Here is an 18,636-nt window from a genome sequence, read left to right as displayed (position 1 = left end):
GCGGTCTTGCGTCAGCACCGAAAACTGTAAACCGAAAACCATAAACCAATTAATAATCCATCACTTTCGGCAGTTTCTCGCGGACGAAGCGGTCGGTGCCTTCTGAGAACAGTTGTATGAATTTATCGGCTTCGCTGCCGTAGGCTTTTCCTTCGGCGGTTTTATTGAGCGTCTGGTCGAAGTCGTCCACGATGTCTAGCTTCACATCCGACTCTCCACCGAAAATTCCTTTCTTCTTCGGCTCGAATCCACGCACGGTATGTCCCAGATTTCCGGCATCGAGCAGGAACGGTTCAAATGACCGCTTGTTCTCGCGCATTTCGGAAAGCCACTGCCGGAAAGCCGTATCGAAATTTTTGACGCTGTTATAAAAGCCGGAATTCAGAAACGAAGTCGAAATGGTTGGGTTGGCTTTTGACCACTGCACCGTACCAGCTGCCTGCCGAAGTCGCTGGCTTAAGTAGGTACTAAACAGCGCCATTTTCGACAAGGGTAAGCTAATGAGTTGCTTCGTGGCAGCGGCAAGATTCCCCAACTGGATGCTGATGCCATCCTGTTCGATGCCAAATTCCTTATAAACCGGATTTGCCGGGCGTCCGTTTGTAACAGCCAGACTACTGTCGTCCATGTTCATGAAATCGACAATGGCTAGTGCCGATGCCATTTCTACAAAGTGTGCTTCGTTTTTCTGACCGCCTGCGCCGGGATCGTAGGTGTAAGCTTTGGTCTGATCATCGCCGATATAATAAAGCGCATTGACGGACGGGTTCACACCCTTCTGATAGTAATTCAGAGCCGCTTTGGTTTTGGCGATAAACGAGGCCGGGTCGATCAGTTTGTTGTCGTTAGTGGTCAGGCTGAAATACGGCATGACCGACACCGCCCCAATTTTTGCATTGGTCAGAAAAGCTGGATTCGGAATCTGCCCGATGGCCTGCGCTCCCCGAATATTCTTGAGCAAGATTGGAAAACCAGCCGCACCCGTTCCCCCAAAAATCGAACTGACAATAAAGATCCGATCGTTGGCACCAAAGTTTTCGGCAAACGCCTGGAATACATCGGAATAGCGGAACTGGTTAAGCACCGTACTGCCAATATTCGGGTTGCCAACGAAACCAATGTCCATTTTGGTCTCCAGATTTTCGTCAGAAAACAAAAGGCTGGCAAAGGCTTTACTTGGCCCATCCAGTCCTTCGTAATTGATATAATCCCTAAATTTCTCCTGTTGAACCCCCTGTAATTCAAAAACATAGGTGTCGGCAATTGTTGCGTTGCCGCCAATGGAGCGGTTGAGGGTTTTGATTTCGGTACTGAAAAAACCAGAAGTCGGTTTAGTCTGCATACCCGCACGGATGTTACCGTATTCGCGTAGCAGGTCTTTCGTTCGTAATAGATCGTCGTTGGTCGCGTGAGGGTCCAGCACAATGGGGATCACCTCGTCGGTATTGTTAAGTTTAACGCCAGAGGCCAGCAAAAACGTCAGGGCTTTTAGCACCCGTGAGCCCGTTCCGCCAATGGCGAAGACAAATAGTTTAGCCATAAGTTATAAGTTTTTGTAGAGACGCAATCCTTTGCGTCTCATAACCGAATGGTTTACAGTCGGTTGATTGATTGCTGACGCGTATGAGACGCAAAGGATTGCGTCTCTACTTGGATGGCCACAGCATGGGCCGATGTTTCGCGTTTTTACTGAAATTTTTCATTACCATCGAGATGATGAAGAAGATAAGCGCAGTGAGTAACGCCATTTCGAAGGCATAACTCAGGAATACGCTGATTCCCTGATCGAATAGTGTTCCCTGATTGGGATCTGCTTCATCACGAGGAATATCCTGATTGGCTTTCTGGTAGCAGGTGACGAGTGTAATGATGAATAATAATAGAGAACTGACGCCCGTCATGAGCAGCCAGCTGCCCATCCCACTGAAACTCACTTTGTTGAAGGGCCAGATGTAAAATGCAAATGCCACCACGAAGGCAAGGCCGATGGCCGTCCAGGTAATGGGTGAAAGCAATTCTTCCTGATATAAATCTTCGAGCAATGCCCCGTTGACGAACAGGTTGTAAAAGTTATAGAGTGATTCTTCCATCGTTTGTGAATGATTGAATGATAGAGAGATTGAATGATTGAATAGCTGGCGCAAATTTTATTCAATCACTCTATCATTCTAAATTAATTTTTAGCGTGAAATATTCGGTTTGGTTGTTAGGGTTGTAGGCGCGTTCGACGCCTTGTAGGAGGTTTTGAATACCGAAAGTTGAGTTGGCATCGGGTTCGGTATCGTTGGTTGTATTGGTATTGGCAATCCAGCGGGGTGGAAACTGCCGCCGTAGCCGAATCGTTGCTGTTCGTTCGCCACGAGCCGGTTTGTCGGTGGTGAGTAAAAGTTTGTGGGTAGTGCCATTCGCTCCTGCATAGGTCTGAACACCTGAAACCTTGAAATTGTCTTTTCCATCTACTACATATTGGCTGGCGTCGGTTAATAGCGATGCGGGTACACGCAAAGCTGATAAATCGACGGCTACTGGAATGGTTAGACTTTTATCGGTCACGTCGGGTTGCACATCGGTCAGTGCATGAACGGCTTTAGCATGGCTCCGGACTTCTTCGTCCGACCGTTTGAAACGGCCTTTGCGAGCAGGATCAGTTACTAGTATGCTGTAAAATGGTGTCGTCGCCTTTTCATCGCGACCAAAGAACCATGAATCGGCGAAGCCTGGCAGTTGGTCGAATCGGCGAATGGTCTGATACGTTTGGTCCTGATAAAGCCGCTGAATCGTTTCGTTACGACCAATCAGGCAGAGGTAATAAGGCCGTTCGCCCGTATACTTTTTCTTGGCGTTATTCCAGCTATAATAGGTTCCGTCGAAGTCAGCGTTGAATTTCAGAACCAGCATCGAATGCGTGCTGGCGTACGGGTTGAAAACCGTAGTGAGTAATGAACTGGCTGCATCGAGCGTTTTCTGGGCACTCATACCGGCCAGATTCGCATCGGAATAAATCAGATCGGAGACTAGAATACTCAGATCGTCGCCGGAGGTATTGCTGAGGATATCGGTGAAGATCTTTTCGAAATCGGTGCTGGTCGTTTTCCCTTTTGTTTTGGCGACGGTAAAGATATTTTTTTCTTTAAAGAACTGCGGAAGCGACAAACCCAGATCATTCACTTCGGTATTCACAACGAATAACTTGCCCTGACCAGGATTGACCGCATCGAATTCGGTGAGTACGTCGTTGAGAGTACGCTTAAATGCCCCATTTCCGCCGGGCGCATCATACGGAAACATGCTGCCGCTGGCTTCCAGATACAGTTTCAACCGTACTGGTTTTCCAGAAACTGCTTCTCCCGACAAATTGACGGTGGGCGTTTTACCTTCTTTGGCGAGCTTCCGATATACTCGGTTGCGTTTAATGTAAGCCAACAGAGCCGACTCATCGATTTTACCGTCAGGTGTGAGCAGAGCGGTTGTTTTTTTATCCTTGCCAAGCTCCTTACTTTCCTGCGCCACAAATACCCGAAGGGCGTCGGCTTCGGTTACGTCGATGGTGTTGTCATCCAGGGCATCACTAATTTGTTCGTCCAGATGATCGGCCGAGCTGGAGCAGCCCGATAACCATCCTGCCGAGACAAGGAGCAGCATCAATACATAAAAACGGGGGTGGGTCATGAACGGTTTCTGAGTGATTAGCGAATCGGGCGTATTATTAAAGTAGTAAACCCTGTACAGCTTGCCGCTGTTTTGCTTACTGAATCTTTAATTTTTCTTAAATTTCTATACAACCTAACGAAGCTACCAGCCATTTTATGTCAATCGGTACGGATTAACGATGAACGGACGTTTACCTTTGTAGCTAAATTTAATGAGTGAAAGCGTGAAAGAGCGAAAGAGTGATTATCCGTTACAGGTCCATAAAGTAAGTTGTTTGGGGGTGATTCATTCGGTGAGTACATGGTTTCGCTATTTCTTTATTGCCTTCTTTCTGACACTGCCGTTCTTGCTCCAAAACTGTGCTCAGGTGGCCCAACCGCCCGGTGGCAAGAAGGATACGCTGGCGCCAAAGTTGGTGAGTAGTATGCCTGCTGCCCGCCAGCTAAATTATAAAGGCAAAACTGTTGAACTGGAGTTCGACGAGTATGTAAACAGCGAAAACCTCCAGCAAAAAATCACCATTACTCCTCAGGACAGTAATACGTTTGTCGTAAAATCGCTGCCGTTTGGCATCCGGTTGAACTTTAATAAACAGTTTTTACCCAACACGACCTATACCATTGATTTTGCGGATGGCATTAAAGACGTTACAGAGCGAAACATTGCTAAAAATACCAAGGTGGTATTCAGTACCGGTCCGACGATTGATTCGCTTTTTCTGACTGGCAATGTCGTAGATGATGAAAGTCGTACACCTTTGCTGGGCTTTGTGGTGGGCCTTTTTGCCTCGACCGACACATTACCTATTAACCGGAAACGCCCGCAGTATTTTGCCCGGACAGATAGTAGTGGAAATTTTCGGATTGAAAACGTAAAGGCTGGCCTGTATAAAGTGTATGGGTTCGATGATAAGGATTTGAATCTGGTAAATAACACGCCGGGTGAGCGAGTGGCCTTTCGGGATAGTGTGCTAAACCTCAACCGGAATTACACGGATATTAATATGGTGGCTTTTCGTGGCTATGGTAAGCCGCGTATCAGTCGGCGTGAACGCACCGACGAGACGCTGGGCTTAGAACTTAGCAGCGGTATTGCCAGCTATAAATTGCGTTACGGAAGGCCCGTTTCCACGTCGGCCGCATCCTCAACTGCCACATCGACGACTAGTGTTTCGACATCGGCAGTTTCTATCTCAGCTACGTCCCCAACGATTACGGAAGCCTCTTACACGGGTGATACGCTGGTGTCGTTTTTAGAAAATCCTAAAATGATCCGGCTTTTCCGACCCGCAAATCGGGCTGCTGATGACACTCTACATTTAACGATTGTTGCCGAAGATTCGGTGGGTAACGTTACAGAGATGCGGGAGCGAATTTACTTTTCTCCACTGAAAACAAAAGCTAAAAACCGATCGCCACTGACGGTACAGATCAATCCGCCATCGGGTGAGCCGATTGATAAAAATCTGGAATTTACGCTGGTGTTCAACAAGCCGGTGTTTCGGTTCGACACGAAGTTGATCATCATTGGTCCGGATAGTACGAAACCGCTGCCGCTTACACCCGCCAACCTGACGTGGAGTAACAATAACTCTCGCCTAGTCATCAAGCAAGCTACCAATCTGAAGGATACGCTGCTCTTTCGATTACAAAAAGGCTCGTTTGTTAGTGTGCAGGGCGATACGCTGGCCAAATATTCTGCCCGATATAGGATAGCGGAGGAGGATAGTTACGGGTTGATTGCCGGACGGGTAAGTCCTGCAACGATTGGCTCGGCAGGTAAGAATTTCATTGTGGAATTGCTGGACGATAAGTACAAAGTAATCCGAGCTGCTTACGGTACGGCGGCTTATAGCTTTGGTCGACTTAAGCCCGGTCTCTACCGCGTTCGATTAATTATCGATGCCAACGGCAACCGAAAACGCGATATTGGGAATGTACAGAAGGGAATCCAGCCTGAACGAATTATCTATGCCCCTGGTACTGAGGAAAACGGCTCTATCCGTGTCAAACAGAATTTCGAGTTGACGGATACGGATTTTTGAGTAACGAAGAGTGCTACTGTGCCATCAAGTTAGGGAGTAGTTTTCTTTCGAAAGACCTCTTCGTTTAGATCTTTGGGCCGTATAACTTCTTCACATAAGCGATTACTGATCAGTGGGAAAATTATGCTGGATACTTTCCACAAATTCAAGCGATACAGATACTAGTATAGCTGCTTGTTCTGGAGTCAAACCCATCTGAAGAGCATTCTTTACAGTTTCTTTTTTAATAACTATTTCTGCTTCCTTAATTTTCTGTTTTTCAGCCTTGACGGCTTCGGCATTAGCTGCTGTTACTCGAGCAAAATAAGCCCGCTCTTCAGGCGTCATTTTTCGGGTGTCCAGTTCTTCAATCGCTCGCTTGAGCCATTCTTCGTTCCAGAAGTCAGGATACTGAGTAGGTTCGGTTGTATGGAGCGTCTTCATAGTATAAACCAACTTTTCCAGGTCGGTCTCAATATCAGCTACTTGCTTATCAAATTTAGCCAATTCTATAGTAATAAACGACATTTGGTGATCAATGATTTCACCTTGCTCACTTCGTAAATTGGCAATGGTGTGGAAATGAGTCGTTGGTAAGATACTTTTGGCCAGAAAGGCAATAGCGTAAAGCTTAGGGAGATTTACATAATCAAACTCGCCCCGTTCGACCAACGTATTGAATTTATGCAGAGCATAGAACTTCATGCGTTGCACAAAGTAAGGAGCATGCGCCAACTGCATCTCAACAATAAATTGCGTTCCATTTTCGTCGGTGCATGATAAATCGAAAATTCCACTTCGACTATCGATCGTCAGTGCTTCAAAGACATTCTTGTCGAATTTAATTTGACGAATGGGTATTTCGGATTTGATAAGTGCCTGTAAGGCAGTACGCAAAAATAAATCATCAGACTCATTGCCAAATGTCGCTTTAAAACCGTAGTCAGAAATGATGGGAATGTATACACTTGTCTCCATTTTGCAAATGTATTGCAAATTTGGATACATATGGTAGTGAGTATTTTAGGCCCGATAGCTAATAAAAAAGGCTTACAATGGATATAATTTAGCCACAGTAAACCTTCTTTATTTGTTTGCTGAAATGAGTGAAAGCCGGGGCTTTACTTCACTTTCCAGCTATTATTGCTTTCGTCGGCGTCCATGAAAATGCCGCCTTCCAGCATTATTGACTGAATTTTCTTTTTGACAGGTAGTTTTACAAGGGCCTGTTTCTGATTCGCTTGCCAGATGGCGGGTGTCTGGTGGAAGGTTTCAGTTGTGCCATCTGCCAATTTTACGACAATATCCATTGGTGCTACATACCCACCAATATTCTGAATGGTGATGGCGCATTGGGTAGGAGAGGGCTCTACCTTTTGGATGGCAAAATCAATGTAGTTATTACTGAAGAACCAATTGTTCCAGAACCAGTTCAAGTCTTTGCCCGACGCACTGTTGAAACTGTAAAACATATCCCATGGGTTGGGATGTTTGCCGTGCCAACGGTTGATGAATTCGTGCAGGCACTTCTTAAATTCGGTTTCTCCCAACAACTCTTTAAGCGCCAGATAACCGATGGCGGCCTTCCCATATTCATTATTACCCATTGCGGCCCCACTCAACACATTGGCGGGGGTAATGATCGGTAAATCCTGCTCGGCAGAAGGGTCTTTACTCCAACCGGTAACCCGGAATTGCTGGAAGTTTTTAGTCGCCTTTTCGTTTCCTAAATCGGCCTGACTAATCAGGTACTCAAAGGCCGTTGTCCAGCCTTCGTCCATAAAGCCATAGCGGGTTTCGTTGATGCCCATGTAAAATGGGAACCACGTATGCGCAATTTCATGCTCGGCCACAAAGCGTGAAAAATTCAGATCTGTCGTTGTGCCATCATTCACCATCATTGGGTATTCCATATCGGCAAAGCCCTGAACAATAGTCGTTTTGGAATAGGGGTACGGAATGCCGGGTAAGTTATTCGAAAACCAATCCAGTGAATGTCGCCCGAAGCTAACCATCTGATGGAAGTCTGCAGCATTGTCTAGAAAAGCAGCCTGAACACTGGCCCGGCGGTTCGTTTTCTTATCTACTACCACACTCGACGCATCCCAGACGTAGTGATTGCTGATACACAACGCCATGTCAGAAACATTAGTCGCCTTCCATTTCCAGGAGTTGACGGGTTGTTGGGCTGTCACCTGTTTGGCGGTCAACTCGGCGAGGGTAGCTACGTGAATTAGCTCATCGGTTTTTAAGGATTCGCTCAGCCGTTTGGCATAGGTTGGTTGCAGCACGTCGTTGGCATTCTGTAAATCGCCAGTTGCCCAGACTACATAATCTTTGGGGACATTTACCGTGAGCGTGTAGTCGTTGAAGTCGTTATAAAACTCCTGGGCCTCGGTAAACGTGGTTCGGTCCCAACCGTAATAGTCGTCATAAACAGCTACACGTGGGTAAAAATAGGCCAGGAAGAACGTAGTAGAATCAAGCGACCCTTCTCGCCCGCTCTCGATCGAAACATCGTAATGCCAATCGAACGCAAGTTTGACTGAATCTTTAGGCATCAGGGGCTTGTTCAACAAAACCTGTTTTGAGGTGGCAACACCAGCATCGCGCCAGGGTTTCGGGGTGCCATTCTCACTGTATTTGTCGATGTGAATCCCCGAGGTCAGGTATTCTTCTGAGGCCGGTGCCTGTCGAATAGCGCCTGCTTTGTGGCTATTGAGTATTAGTTTATAAATGAGGGTCGTCAGCGTATCCGGGCTGTTGTTGATATAGGTAATCTCTTCAGTACCCCGAATGGTACGATTAGGGGGCGTGGCGTTAACCGTGATGTTATAACGAGCAAAATTCTGCCAATACTTTGCCCCCGGCTTCCCATCCATTGAACGCGTTCCTTTCTGATAGGCTTTTTTTACATTACGGGGCATGTATAAGTTCTGAGCCTGAGCGGTCCCGAAGGCGAGTAGGCAAACTAAAACAAGTAATCTCATGATAGATGGAGTGTTTGTCGACTAAAAGATAATTAGTTGAGTCGTCGCAAGCTACTAAAAAAGCCATAAGTCAGTGTCTTGATTGGGAGGAATGGCAAGTAGTCCAGTGATACCAGTTACCGTGGTGTCGGGTTCAAAACCCGACACAGTGAGGAAAACTCCTTTAGGAGTGGCCTGTTAATAGAAAACAGAGGATTGGATATAACCCAAGCGCCGTAGGTGCGACCTATATATCAATAATTAGGTCGCACCTACGGCGCTTCAGGCTCTTTACTAAACGACAATACCTATTGACAGGACGCCCTTACAGGGCTGGTTAGCCTGTAACTGAAGTTAAACTTATTTCTTCCCACCTTTATTCAAGCCTGCTTCTGCCAATAAAACAAGCAAAATCCGTTGCATACCCAGGTAGCCTTTATCGTTTAGCCACCACTCGTTCAGAGCATGCTCGCCCCCGCCAATACCACCACTGCCAATCGTGATGGCCGGAATACCTAAGGCAATGGGTGTGTTGGCGTTTGTGGAGGCTACGTCTAACTGAGGTTCGGCGTTAAAGTATTTTGTTATGGCTACTGCCCGCTGCACGATTGGCGCAGTGGCCTCTGTTTTACCCGACGGGCGATCACCAATCTTTTTGACGTCTACGGTCAAATCGGGCCCCTGGCGTTTGATGGTGTTTTCTTCTTTCAGCGCCCGTTGAATGGCCGTCTGAAGCAATTGATCGACTTCGTTGAGTTTCTCGGGACTTTCGGAGCGCATATCAATTTCCATCCACGACTCGTAAGGAATGGCATTCACCGATGTGCCTCCGCCCATAACACTCACGCTATAGGTCGTTTTAACGCCTTGTCGGGTGGCTTTATCGGCTGCTGTTGTGAAGTAATAAATCGCTTTCCCGGCGGCACTGTGTGGGTTGACAATCCCAAACGAACCGTAGGAGTGGCCGCCCGGCCCTTTGAACGTAACCCGGTAGCGATGCGAACCCAGGCCCCGGTGCACGATGCTGCTAATTCCATCGCCATCAACGGCAATGTATGAATCAACTTTGGGGCTGCCTGGTCGAAGTAAGTGCTTCACGCCACGGAGGTCGCCCAGCCCTTCTTCACCCACTGCCCCTACAAACAGTACATCCGCATCTGTTTCAATAGAGGCTTTTTCCATGCCTTTCAGAACGGCAAGAATCGCTGTGAGGCCGCGCGTATCATCGCCAATGCCAGGTGCGTAAAGGGTATCGCCGTGTGGTTTGACCTTGACATCTGTTCCTTCCGGGAAAACGGTATCCAGGTGCGACTCAACCACCACCGTCTTCTTGCCCGAACGACCTTTCCGCTTAGCAATTACGTTGCTCACCTCGTCGATCCAGACCGAGTCGGCACCGGCTTCTTTCAACATAGCTGCATATTTTTTTGCCCGGACGCTTTCCTTGAACGGTGGTGATGGAATCTCGGTCAGCGTAAGGTGATCCTGTTTCGTTTGAGGCTCCAGGTCGATAAAGATCTGAAATGCTTTTTTTACAGCAGGCTGGTCGGCCAGTGTTTTCACTTGATCCACATACTGTTTATCTGGTGTGATTTGCTGAGCCTGGAGATGATGGGCTGTGCCTAAACTAGTTACAAATACTGCCGCAGTTAGCAAAGAAATTTGACGCATGGAAGATGATGAAGCCAGAAAACGTGCTGAAAAAAATATCAAATTAGATTATTCAGTGTTGAGCCTGTTTGTGTTACGAAAAAGCACTGAATAGCGAGTAAAGTTATCATTTATTTGGTGAAATGGAGAAATACATCCTTCCTGTTTGGTCGTGTAAGAGTTGTCTGAAACAGTATGCCTTAAAATGAAAAATCGACTGACACGGTTCTTTCACAGACGTATCAGTCGATTTTATTAAGAAGCCTACCAGTAATGATATAGTAGGTGTTGATTAGTATGTAAAACGGGCGGCCCCGTCCGTTTTACATACTAATCAACACTTTAGAAGGCACTACCAGTCTTCAGATCAGATTCCTAAAGGACCACCTGCCGTAACGTCCTGATTAACGATCGGATGACGACTCGCGTGGTGGCTACCGGGATGATGATCTTCTTCCTCTTTTGACCGTTTATTCACAAATGATTCGGCCAGGGCAGCCAGTGTATGATCTGTCGTCTTTTCTTCGGCCAGCGTTTCTTCTAATAATTCTGCTGACTGGGTAAAGTCCAGCACATGAGCTAACGTTAGCAGCGACCCATAAATGGCAATTTCGTAATGTTCAATTGCCTGAGCACCGATAATCAACCCGGCATCGCGCGTTAATGAACCTGATTCGGTCGATGCAATAATCCGCTCTACGTCATTAATAAGTCCATTAATGCTTTCCGAAACTCGTTCTTCGGTTCGTACGCCAATAATTTTAAATATTTCTTCCAGCCGTTCTACATGTGTACGACTCTCCTCCTGATGCTGCAGAAAGGCATTTCGTACTTCGTCGGTTGTGCTGGCTTTGGCCTGTTTACCTAGTGCATCGACAGCCTGATGCTCCGTATAATACACACTTTTTAATTCGCTGATAAACAGGTCTCTTAACCCTTCGTCGGTTGTGGAATCATTGCCACTAAAAAAACTTGCAATTCGATCTGCCAAAGCTGCCATGATATGTTGAGTATTTAAATAAACTATTCATGTCTAATACACCTAATACAGGTTGCCAAATCTGTGCCAAATGCTGACTACGAGTATATTATGGATTTAGAAACGATAGTATGGTTACACCTCTCCACAAGTTTTGTAGAGTATACTCTCTTTAACGCGTTTTAGCGCAGGAGTGTTGCAAATTCGGGCTGCCTAATTGGTGGCTTAATAACCCGCAGCTTGCCCATCTTTACGCATCTCGGTAGCACCCCAGTAAATCTTATTGATAGCATCCCATTGAATGGCCTGATAGCCACCAAAAAAGTCAATTGGAGACAGGTGATGCCCACGAGCTTCCAGAGCAGCCCGAACCTCAGGTGAAATACCGCTTTCGAGGGCTAATCGACCACCGTCGGTCATGGTTGTACCGATAGGTTCACTACTTCCTGAATGGCTAAACCGAGCCGCATCGCCTGCTTCCTGCACATTCATGCCGAAATCGATCATGTTGCACAACACCTGCAAATGGCCCTGGGGCTGCATGGCTCCTCCCATGACACCAAAACTCAAAAACGGCTCTCCATTTTTGGTGACGAAACCGGGGATGATCGTGTTAAATGACCGTTTGCCCGGCGCATATACATTGGCGTGATCGGGCTGCATGTTGAAACTAGTGCCCCGGTTGTGAAAAACAAACCCGAGTCCATCAGGAACCATACCACTGCCAAATTCCAGCATATTACTTTGAATAAGCGACACCATATTCCCCTGATCGTCCGCTACGGTCAGGTAAACCGTATCGCCCGACTGGAGCGCTGGATCACCGGCGTCAAGGTGATCAGATGCTCTTTTGGGATCGATTAACTTGCGACGTGTAGCCGCGTATTGTTTTGTAAGGAGCCAGTTGAGCGATGCTTTGGCAAAATCGGGATCGGCATAGTACCGGGCACGATCTTCGAAGGCTAATTTCTTAGCTTCGACTAGTATGTGCAAGTAATCGGCGCTATTGTGGCCCATACTTTTCAGATCGAATCCTTCGACAATATTTAGCATCTGGAGTACTGAAATACCCTGACCGTTCGGGGGTAATTCATACACATCGTACCCTCGATAGTTGACCGATACTGGCTCTACCCATGTGCTCTGATGGGCTGCCAGGTCTGCTTTGCGCAAATACAAACCCGCTCTACGAGCGTAACGATCAATGGCATCGGCTATAGCACCTTTGTAAAAAGCATCCCGTCCGCCTGTGGCGATTTTCTCATAGGTAGTTGCCAAATCTGAATTTTGAAATACCTGCCCCTGAACAGGCGCTTTACCGTTGATCAGAAAGGTTTTTCGGAAATTGTTGAACTCGTGAATAATAGACTCGTTTGCTGTCAGCCGATTTGCGGCTACCTGCCAGGAATACGCAATAACCTGTGGAACCGGAACGCCTTCGCGGGCATATCGTATGCTCGGTAACAACAGACTACGCATAGGCATTTTGCCAAAGCGCTTATGCAACTGAAACCAGCCATCTACGGCACCCGGCACCGAAACCGACAAGGGACCGTAAAGCGGAATCTGCTTCTGTTGACCCAGAGCCGTCTTCAGCGCGTCATACGTTAATCCTTTGGGTGAGCGGCCGCTGGCGTTCAGGCCATACAATTTGCGGTCTTTCGCCGACCAGACAATGGCAAATAGATCGCCACCAATGCCACCGTTATTCGGTTCAATAACACCGAGAGCGGCATTGGCAGCAATAGCCGCATCGACAGCAGTGCCACCTTGTTTCAGGATATCCAGTCCAATTTGTGTCGCCAGGGGATGACTAGTGGCCACCATGCCGTGTTTTGCCAGAATCGGACTGCGGGTCGCAAAATTTGGCCCTGTAATCCGATCGCCCTTATCCAATACCTGACCGAATAGGGCAGACGAAAGCAGGTAAAACAGACAGAAATAATAACCAACATGGATCCGCTTCATAGGGGTAAGAATGGCTTCGGGGATTTTGATCTAATGGGTTGACAGCCTATAAAGAAACTGGCTGGCAGATTTACCCGAAATCAACACGTAGCCTGTTTTTAATCAGGCTGCACAGTTTTTACCTGTTTTGGCCGTTGTCCTTATCTTCTGTGCGTTGCTTCCTTCGGTTAGACGTTCGTATAAAAGTAGAGAAATGTTAACCGAATCGGCCTATATCAATCCTAGTCGGATTTTCGACTAAACCCCTGTCTGATAAACTCATTTATACTCCTCACCAAGTTCAAAGAAAGCTTCTGCAACCTGACTACGGTAGGGGTGTTGGTCGTGAAGGATCATAGAAATAAAGGTAAAGCGATCTCTATCGGGAATAATTTTATTCAACTTAGCCAGATGAGAGTGGCCGTACGAATAAAACCACGCATCGAATTTGCGGGCACGAGCCGATTGCCTTTTATCAGAGGTATCGCAGACATAGACAACAACTTGATCGCGTGTCCTGAAAAAATCAAAGAAGATGGCTGCGATAGTTGGGGAAATGAGTTGATCAGCGGGTAATCTACCACCCGTATTATGTTGGGCGACCGAAATACTCATTTCAAATGCCTGAATCTGAAGTTCAGCACGGGCAGCGAAAAGGTAATTGGATGGGACAAATTTAACCTGATACGCTATATCGTTATCCGTTGAAAAGAAATAAGCATTCTGCTCTCCACCTGCGTATATGAACTCGTAATTAGGTTGTAATTCGTCGTTGGGCATTTCGCTTTTTTAACTCGTCAAAAATTGCCTGAATGGTTGGGTCGGACTGGTAGGCTTTCTGAAAAGATTTTTGCTCCTGTTCTTTCACTTCCACCAGCCTACGGACTAAATCAAGGCCTCGCTTTGTGTTTTCTTTAGGTTCCATTAGTTGCTGTTTTTGCCCTGAATATACAAAAAACGCTTAGTAGAAGAAACCGCTTCACTTTATCCAGAGCTTCGAGTTGACTACCTGATCAATGACTTGTTCACGATAATTTCGACTGATCGGGATTCGGTGAGCCTGAATGAAAATCTCGTTACCTTCAATACTATTGATTTTATTGATCGATACCAGATAGGATTTATGCACCCGAATAAATGCCTGATTCGCTAAGTTTTGCTCTAAGGTTTTCAGGTTCAGGAGGGTTATGTATTTGCCTTTAGTGGTGAAAATGGTCACGTAATTCTGCATGCCCTCGATGAACAGAATATCGTCGAAATAAAGTTTTTCATACTTGTTGCCGCATTTGATGAAGATATAATCCTGTTCGGTTTCTACGTTTTGCGGGCTTGCGGGCATTACATTCGTCAGGAGCCTATGGTAATCTCTGGCCTTGTTGGCCGATTTAACAAAACGATCAAAGGTGATGGGCTTGAGCAAATAATCCAGTACGTTCAACTGAAAGCCTTCGAGCGCGAAATTGGAATAGGCCGTCGTGATAATCACCATTGGTGGATTTTGTACAATCTTCAGGAAATCAATGCCATTCATTTTGGGCATCTGAATATCCAGAAAGATCAGATCGACGGGTTGTTTATCCAGCAAGCTCATGAGTTCAAGCGGATTCTCACACGTTCCGGTTAGGTGCAGAAAATCAACTTCGTGTACGTAGTCAGCTAGCCCTTCTCTGGCTAACGGTTCATCATCAATGATTACACAGGTGAGGCTCATCGTTGTGTCAGGCTAGTTGTAACGAGGTTGAAACCACCGATTCTGTCAGCATTAGCCGCAGCTTTACCTCAAACTGATTTGAGTCATGTTGTATCGCCAGATTATGTTGCCCCGGATACAATAAGTCAAGCCGTCGTTGTACGTTTTGTAAGCCAATACCCCCCGACTTAATGGCCTCTCCGGCGGCATTGGGTGAGGTGCTATTGGCCACAAAGAAATCCAACTGGTGTTCGTACAGGTCTAGCCGGATCGTAATCCAGTTTGACTGGCCGCTATGCCGGGAAACGTGCTTGAATGCATTTTCCACGAACGTCATTAAAATAAACGGAGCAATTTCCAGATGCGCTGCAAATAGTGGCTTACGATCAAAGGTGACGTTTATGTTGCTGTTTTGGCGGAGCTTTTCCAGGCCAATGAAGTTTTCCAGATACGTAATTTCTTTCCCCAGCGGAATCTGCTGGTCATTGCAATCGTAGAGTTGATACCGCAACAATTCGGAGAATTTAGCCAGCGAGTCGGAGGCCATATTGGGGTTTTTATGAATCAGGAAAAAGATGGAATTGATAGTATTAAACAGGAAATGCGGGTTAAACTGATTTTTGAGGAATTTCAGTTCGGTTTCCAGTTTTTCTTTTTCTAGTAATTGCTGACGTTGCCGGGTCTGAATCCAGTTTTTGGTCAGTTTAATGCTCATGGCCAGAGTCATACTGGCAACGGTTGATGGCAAGGCATTGCTCAGAAACGTATTGAAACAGGACGATTCGCCATACAGGTCGGCGGTGGTTCTGCCACTGACATAAGCGCTAAAGTAATATCCGCCTACAATACATAAGGTTGCGCATACGATTGTCAGCAATAAATAGGCAATGTAAGGGGCAAACTTACTTTTCTCCAGATACTTCGGAATGAGAAAATAGAGATTGAAATAAACCGCCAGCGCCTGAAAAATGACGTAAAAACTGTACTTAAGCGCATAAGGCAGAACGACTAACGACTGGAAAACTTTGATGGGATTGCCTAGTGTGACAACCCACCAAAGGTAATGATACACGAACCAGAAGGGCAGGTGATAGATTTTGTATTTGAAGAACCAGTTCTGGTTTGACGGAAGAGTTGGCAGAACGTTCATTTCGTGAGGTGCTCGCTAGTTTTTCTAAACACGCTGAACAAAAGGCAGTTGTTTGCTCGAAAGTACAAAAATACAACCGGGTTCTCATCGTTGATCGACAAACGACATCGCTCAATTGATGAAATACATTTTTGCCTGTACAACGGGCGAAGCCTACCTACTTCTATCAACTTCTGTCTGATTCTACGTCGTTGGTCAATTAGATCACCCCGGTTATCAATCCTATTTTTTAGCTGTTTGGCGTGATTGTTTCTTGTAGCCTATTATTCACTAATGGGAGCAACACCATAGATGGATTATCCTAAAGGAGACGCTGTAAAATGAACAAAGCAGACAGGATAAATCGCCGGGATTTTCTGAAAATTGGCACACTTGCCAGTGGCGGACTTTTAATTGCTTTTGCCACCCCTGCCGAAGCCAGACAGGCGCTAGTGTCAACCAGCCCGAACACAGGGGCTACGCTGAATACATACCTGCGCATTGGCGAAGACAACAGTATTCATATTATTCTCTCGAAGGTGGAAATGGGGCAGGGCATCTGGACTACGTTGCCGATGCTGATTGCCGAAGAACTGGATTGCGATTGGAAGAAGATAAAAGTAGAAGCCAGCCCACCGGGAAAGGCCAGTGATTTTCTGGAGAATCCCGTTTATCGGTCTACGGGCGGATCGGAGTCTACCGTGCAGGAGTTTGATCGCTGTCGAATAGCGGGTGCCACAGCCCGGGAAATGCTGGTTGCTGTTGCGGCCCGCCGTCTGGACGTAAAACCAGAAGCGTGCCGAACGGAAAACGGCTATGTCATTGCGGGTGATAAACGACTTAGTTATGGGGAAGTGGCCACCGAAGCGTCCACTCAGCTAATACCTATGGTAAAACTTCGCGAGCCTAAAGACTGGAAATACATCGGGAAATCACAAAAGCGGCTGGATACGCCTGAGAAAATTAATGGGAAAGCAGTCTATGGCCTGGATATTGACTTCCCCGGTTTATTGACAGCCATTGTGGCACACGCGCCCGTTTTTGGTGGAACGGTAAAATCCGTTGATGCAACTAAGGCAAAAGCCGTGAAAGGTGTTCGGGAAATAGTGCAAATTTCGACGGGTGTTGCGGTGTTAGCCGATAACTTCTGGGCAGCTAAAGTTGGCCGCGATGCACTGAAAATAGACTGGGATTTGGGGGCAACGGCCAATCTTGACAGTACGACGCAACTGGAAGAATACAAGCAAATCGCCAAAACGGAAGGGTTAACGATCCGAAAAAAAGGAGATGTGACTACCGCTCTGACTAAGGCTGTAAAGACCATCGATGCTACCTTCAGTTTTCCCTACCTCGCCCATGCCCCAATGGAACCCCTGAACTGCACCGTGAAGATTCTTCCAGATACGTGTGAAGTCTGGACGGGGACACAATCGCACTTATTGCACCAGGCCGAAGTGGCTGCGTTTTTGGGTTTTAAGCCTGAACAGGTTCAATTTTATACGCCTTTTCTGGGCGGCAGTTTTGGACGTCGGGGTTCTTTTAGCTCCGACTGGGTTATGGAAGCTGTACACATTGCCAAAGTGAGTGGCAAGTTTATCAAGCTGGTCTGGACTCGGGAAGATGATATTAAGGGAGGGTATTATCGGCCCGTTTATGTGCATGGCGTTCAGATCGGCGTTGGCGCGGATGGATTTCCATTGGCATGGCAACACCGTATTGTTGGGCAATCGCTGTTCACGGGCACCCCTTTAGCCGATATGATTGTCCAGAAAGGAATTGATTATAGCTCTGTTACGGGAGGTGCTCCTTATTCGGATTCTGTACCTGATTATTCCTTTGAGTTGCACACAACATCGGTAGGGGTTCCCGTTCTGCCCTGGCGATCGGTAGGGAGTACGCACACGGTTTTCGTTGTGGAAGCCTTGATTGATGAACTGGCGACGATGGCCCAAAAAGATCCCGTTGACTATCGACGCTCGTTCTTTAAAAATCACCCCCGGCATCTGGCCGCGCTCAATCTGGCTGCTGAAAAAGCGGAATGGGGAAAGCCGTTGCCTACAGGGCAGTTCAGGGGAGTAGCTGTCTGCGAAGCGATGGGCAGCTACGTTTGTCAGATTGTTGAGCTATCTATTGTTGATCGGCAGGTTCGGGTGCATCGTATTATATGTGCCATTGATTGTGGACTAGCGGTGAATCCCGATGGCGTTCGCGCTCAAATGGAAAGTGGAATTATCTACGGACTTACGGCGGCTTTATATGGCGAGATTACGCTAGAGAAAGGACAAGTCAAACAAAGTAATTTCCATGACTACCGTATTCTTCGAATCAATGAAACACCTGAGATAGAGGTACACATTGTAACCAGTACTGACAAGATGGGAGGGGCTGGTGAGCCAGGAGTTGCCCCCATTGCCCCGGCAGTTGCCAATGCCCTTTTTGCCGCTACCGGAAAACGAATCCGAAGCCTGCCTGTTCGAGTTGACGATTTAGTGAAGCCCTAGCATATAGGGGTGGTGTCGGTTACTAATAACCGACACAATTAGGTTTCTCAAAACCTACTGTGATTCTTTAGGTTTTGAGAAACCTAATTGTGTCAGA

The 18,636-nt window shown here is 46.8% G+C and carries 14 protein-coding genes; 2 read left to right on the top strand and 12 right to left on the bottom strand.

The window, feature by feature from the left end:
- Positions 1-49: 49 nt before the first annotated feature.
- The 3 genes from H3H32_RS21320 to H3H32_RS21310 form a co-directional block, all read right to left on the bottom strand.
- Complete coding sequence (locus H3H32_RS21320; protein ID WP_182457653.1) at positions 50-1,540, bottom strand: hypothetical protein; 1,491 nt, start codon at positions 1,538-1,540, stop codon at positions 50-52.
- 106 nt (positions 1,541-1,646) lie between these two features.
- A complete protein-coding gene (locus tag H3H32_RS21315) occupies positions 1,647-2,090 on the bottom strand; it encodes a hypothetical protein (protein ID WP_182457652.1) in 444 nt (147 codons plus the stop codon).
- 73 nt (positions 2,091-2,163) lie between these two features.
- Positions 2,164-3,669 (bottom strand): hypothetical protein, encoded by a 1,506-nt coding sequence (locus H3H32_RS21310; protein ID WP_182457651.1) that lies wholly within the window; start codon positions 3,667-3,669, stop codon positions 2,164-2,166.
- A 193-nt stretch (positions 3,670-3,862) separates the two neighbouring features.
- Between H3H32_RS21310 and H3H32_RS21305 the strand changes: the two genes are divergently transcribed.
- Positions 3,863-5,695, top strand: coding sequence for an Ig-like domain-containing domain (locus H3H32_RS21305; RefSeq protein ID WP_182457650.1), 1,833 nt, complete (start codon positions 3,863-3,865; stop codon positions 5,693-5,695).
- A 102-nt stretch (positions 5,696-5,797) separates the two neighbouring features.
- On the opposite strand, the gene H3H32_RS21300 is transcribed toward H3H32_RS21305, so the two are convergent.
- From H3H32_RS21300 to H3H32_RS21260, 9 genes are all read right to left on the bottom strand, one after another.
- On the bottom strand, positions 5,798-6,652 hold the full coding sequence (locus H3H32_RS21300; protein ID WP_182457649.1) for an Rpn family recombination-promoting nuclease/putative transposase: 855 nt from the start codon (positions 6,650-6,652) through the stop codon (positions 5,798-5,800).
- Positions 6,653-6,795: 143 nt separating this feature from the next.
- The gene (locus H3H32_RS21295; protein ID WP_182457648.1) at positions 6,796-8,664 is read right to left on the bottom strand and encodes a M1 family metallopeptidase; all 1,869 of its coding nucleotides are present in this window, start codon (positions 8,662-8,664) and stop codon (positions 6,796-6,798) included.
- 339 nt (positions 8,665-9,003) lie between these two features.
- On the bottom strand, positions 9,004-10,353 hold the full coding sequence (locus H3H32_RS21290; protein WP_374191848.1) for a M20/M25/M40 family metallo-hydrolase: 1,350 nt from the start codon (positions 10,351-10,353) through the stop codon (positions 9,004-9,006).
- 307 nt (positions 10,354-10,660) lie between these two features.
- A complete protein-coding gene (locus tag H3H32_RS21285) occupies positions 10,661-11,293 on the bottom strand; it encodes a YciE/YciF ferroxidase family protein (RefSeq protein ID WP_182457646.1) in 633 nt (210 codons plus the stop codon).
- Between the two features lie 204 nt (positions 11,294-11,497).
- Positions 11,498-13,240: a gamma-glutamyltransferase gene (ggt, locus tag H3H32_RS21280; protein WP_182457645.1), complete on the bottom strand. Its 1,743-nt coding sequence runs from the start codon at positions 13,238-13,240 to the stop codon at positions 11,498-11,500.
- A gap of 258 nt (positions 13,241-13,498) precedes the next feature.
- Positions 13,499-13,999, bottom strand: a complete 501-nt coding sequence (locus tag H3H32_RS21275) for a DUF6169 family protein (protein WP_182457644.1) — start codon at positions 13,997-13,999, stop codon at positions 13,499-13,501.
- Entirely contained in the window at positions 13,974-14,144 is a 171-nt protein-coding gene (locus tag H3H32_RS21270) for a hypothetical protein (protein ID WP_182457643.1), read from the bottom strand. Before H3H32_RS21270 ends, H3H32_RS21275 begins: the two co-directional genes overlap by 26 nt.
- Positions 14,145-14,198: 54 nt before the next feature.
- Positions 14,199-14,930: a LytR/AlgR family response regulator transcription factor gene (locus H3H32_RS21265; RefSeq protein WP_182457642.1), complete on the bottom strand. Its 732-nt coding sequence runs from the start codon at positions 14,928-14,930 to the stop codon at positions 14,199-14,201.
- A gap of 7 nt (positions 14,931-14,937) precedes the next feature.
- Positions 14,938-16,059, bottom strand: coding sequence for a sensor histidine kinase (locus H3H32_RS21260; RefSeq protein WP_182457641.1), 1,122 nt, complete (start codon positions 16,057-16,059; stop codon positions 14,938-14,940).
- Between the two features lie 320 nt (positions 16,060-16,379).
- Between H3H32_RS21260 and H3H32_RS21255 the strand changes: the two genes are divergently transcribed.
- Positions 16,380-18,539 carry a xanthine dehydrogenase family protein molybdopterin-binding subunit gene (locus H3H32_RS21255; protein WP_182457640.1) on the top strand — a complete coding sequence of 720 codons (2,160 nt, stop codon included), beginning with the start codon at positions 16,380-16,382 and terminating at the stop codon, positions 18,537-18,539.
- Positions 18,540-18,636 lie beyond the last annotated feature (97 nt).

The organism is Spirosoma foliorum (assembly GCF_014117325.1).
In the GTDB taxonomy this organism is placed as follows: Bacteria; Bacteroidota; Bacteroidia; order Cytophagales; family Spirosomataceae; genus Spirosoma; species Spirosoma foliorum.
Note: the sequence above shows the minus strand (reverse complement) of the source record. Positions and strands in the feature narration are given on the sequence as shown.